The sequence below is a fragment of the Phaeobacter sp. CAU 1743 genome, from assembly GCF_039839315.1.
GTDB classification, from domain to species: domain Bacteria; phylum Pseudomonadota; class Alphaproteobacteria; order Rhodobacterales; family Rhodobacteraceae; genus Phycobacter; species Phycobacter gallaeciensis_A.
The window spans coordinates 1-2,032 of sequence record NZ_JBDOQR010000173.1 but is presented as its reverse complement, the minus strand read 5'-3'; the positions used below and the strand labels follow the sequence as shown (position 1 = coordinate 2,032).

Annotated in this window: 1 protein-coding gene and 1 pseudogene; both read right to left on the bottom strand. The window is 54.9% G+C overall.

Annotated features, from left to right (window positions below; translation table 11 throughout):
* Window positions 1-347 precede the first annotated feature (347 nt).
* Window positions 348-1,694 (bottom strand): ISNCY family transposase, encoded by a 1,347-nt coding sequence (locus tag AAFO90_RS24720; RefSeq protein ID WP_347511166.1) that lies wholly within the window; start codon window positions 1,692-1,694, stop codon window positions 348-350.
* A 109-nt stretch (window positions 1,695-1,803) separates the two neighbouring features.
* Window positions 1,804-1,905: pseudogene (locus tag AAFO90_RS24715) on the bottom strand (IS30 family transposase); the annotation flags it as partial.
* Window positions 1,906-2,032 lie beyond the last annotated feature (127 nt).

Below are 2,032 nucleotides of genomic sequence, written 5' to 3'. Positions count from 1 at the left end.
GGCGCAAGGCGGACCCAGACCTCATCTGTCAACACAAACCGCTCTTCGTTCATTCAAACCTCCATTTTGGAAGCTTGAATCAGATTTCAGCCAGCTTGGGAATCCTGAATGTCCACAGACCCTAGTTGGATGCTTTTGAAAGCTTGAAAAAGGACAGAGATGCTGCTGCAAAAACTAAAGCACCGAACATGCATGTTGTGAGTACGCTGCGAAGGTTGCCTTCGCGCCATGGCAGTTCCGGTCGGTACCAGAAGTCGTAAAGGTTCAGGCCAATCAAACCCAAACAGACGAGCGCCAAAAAGGCGGATATAATGGAAGCCGTCCGCATAACCGACCCGATCATTGTTCTATTCCGCCGCGTGCGCAATCTTCTTCTTGGCCCGAGATCCTGACGGTCTGCCTGGCCGATGCCCGTTCGGCTTGTAGCCCATCTTCTCTGAGTTCGTCCGCACCTTCGGCTTAGGCGGTGCGGCGTCCTGCATCTCTTTGACATAGGCCAGAACCGCACCGAGCCGCTTGTTCTCGGTGATGGCTGCATGGGTGACGCGCTGGTCCATATCAAAGATCCTGTAGGGCAGGGCTTGGCCTTTCCAGCGTACCTCGAACCGCCCATCCACAAAGACATAGGTGTCCACATATTTGCCGACCAGAGCGCGTGACAGCTCGTTCTCTTCGAGCATGATCCGCTTGCGGTCATAGGAAAATGTCAGCTGCTTGCCGACATAGCGGTTCTCACGCCAGCACAACACTTCCGCCAGCCGATCCGGCTCCACATTCAACGCCCGGTGCAGGTTGTCCGGTTTTGCCGGGGCCTTGGCAAATTTGGCGTTAAAGCGGCTCTTAAAGCCTTCAAGAAAGGCGTTTCTAGCTTTCATGTCCGAAACGCCTGCCAGCCTCAGCTCTTTGATAAGCCGGTCCTGAAGCGTGCGGTTGGCCCGTTCTATGCGGCCTTTGGCTTGAGGGCTGTTGGCGCACAGGATCTCGATGTTCAGCTCACTCAGGGCGCGCCCAAATTGGGTGATACGCGCACCGCCTTTGGCGTCTTCCTTGGCGACACGGAACACGGTGTGTTTGTCGCTGTAGAATGCGACGGGTCGTCCGTAATTTTGCAGATAACCTTCTAAAGCCTCGAAATAACTGAACGTACTCTCCGACTGCACAAACCGCAGCTCCATCAAAGTGCTGGTCGCATCATCGATAAAGACGAGTAGAGTGCAGGGTGGGGCGCGATCCTCAAACCATCGATGGTCAGAGCCGTCGATCTGGATCAACTCGCCGAAACATTCCCGGCGTAGTCGCGGTTGATGAAGGGCACGTCGCTGCTTGCGCGACAGCCACATACCGTCTTCGATCATCCACTTGCGCAAGGTCTCGCGCGAGACTTTGAACCCATGATGCTCGGCCATCATCTCAGCTATCAATGTGGGCCCAAAATCTGGGTAATTCTCTTTGATCAGGCTCAGAACATAGTCGCGCTTCGAATGGTGAATCCGGTTGTTTGGAGGTTTGCCGCGCGCCTTGTGGCGGATCGCGGATGCTCCGTCCTGACGATAGCGCTTCAATAGCCGGAAAATCTGTCGACGCGTCAGATCCAACATGTTCGCCGCATTAGCGACCGTCAGCCGACCATCATCGACCTGCGCCAAAACCTCAACGCGGTTCAAATCGCGCTCGCTCATCATCACCCATCCCATGTCCGCTCGTCCTCGCTACCGTATGCGAGGATAGTGACACTTCTGAATTGCTCAGGGGTGACATTATCGCTTTGCGCTGAAGGCTCAAGTGTCGTTGCGACGTTTCCTGCTATCTCAGTTTCATGAGTTCGTCCCTGAACGCTTCAGCCGGTGTGCGCCACCCGAGGCATTTTCTAGGTGTGTCGTTTAAGCGGTCGCAAATCGACTTCATAGGGGTCTGCTCCGGCTGAGTGCAGAATGACACCCTCTCATGAGCGTTTTCATGTTTCCTGACACTATGAGACTACCCCGCTGACACGGGATGGTCAAAGATGTAGCCTGTACAGGCGCTGGAGACG

Excerpts from the sequence above, each read along its gene's own strand:
- AAFO90_RS24720 (WP_347511166.1), bottom strand. The coding sequence starts at position 1,694 with ATGGGATGGGTGATGATGAGCGAGCGCGATTTGAACCGCGTTGAGGTT.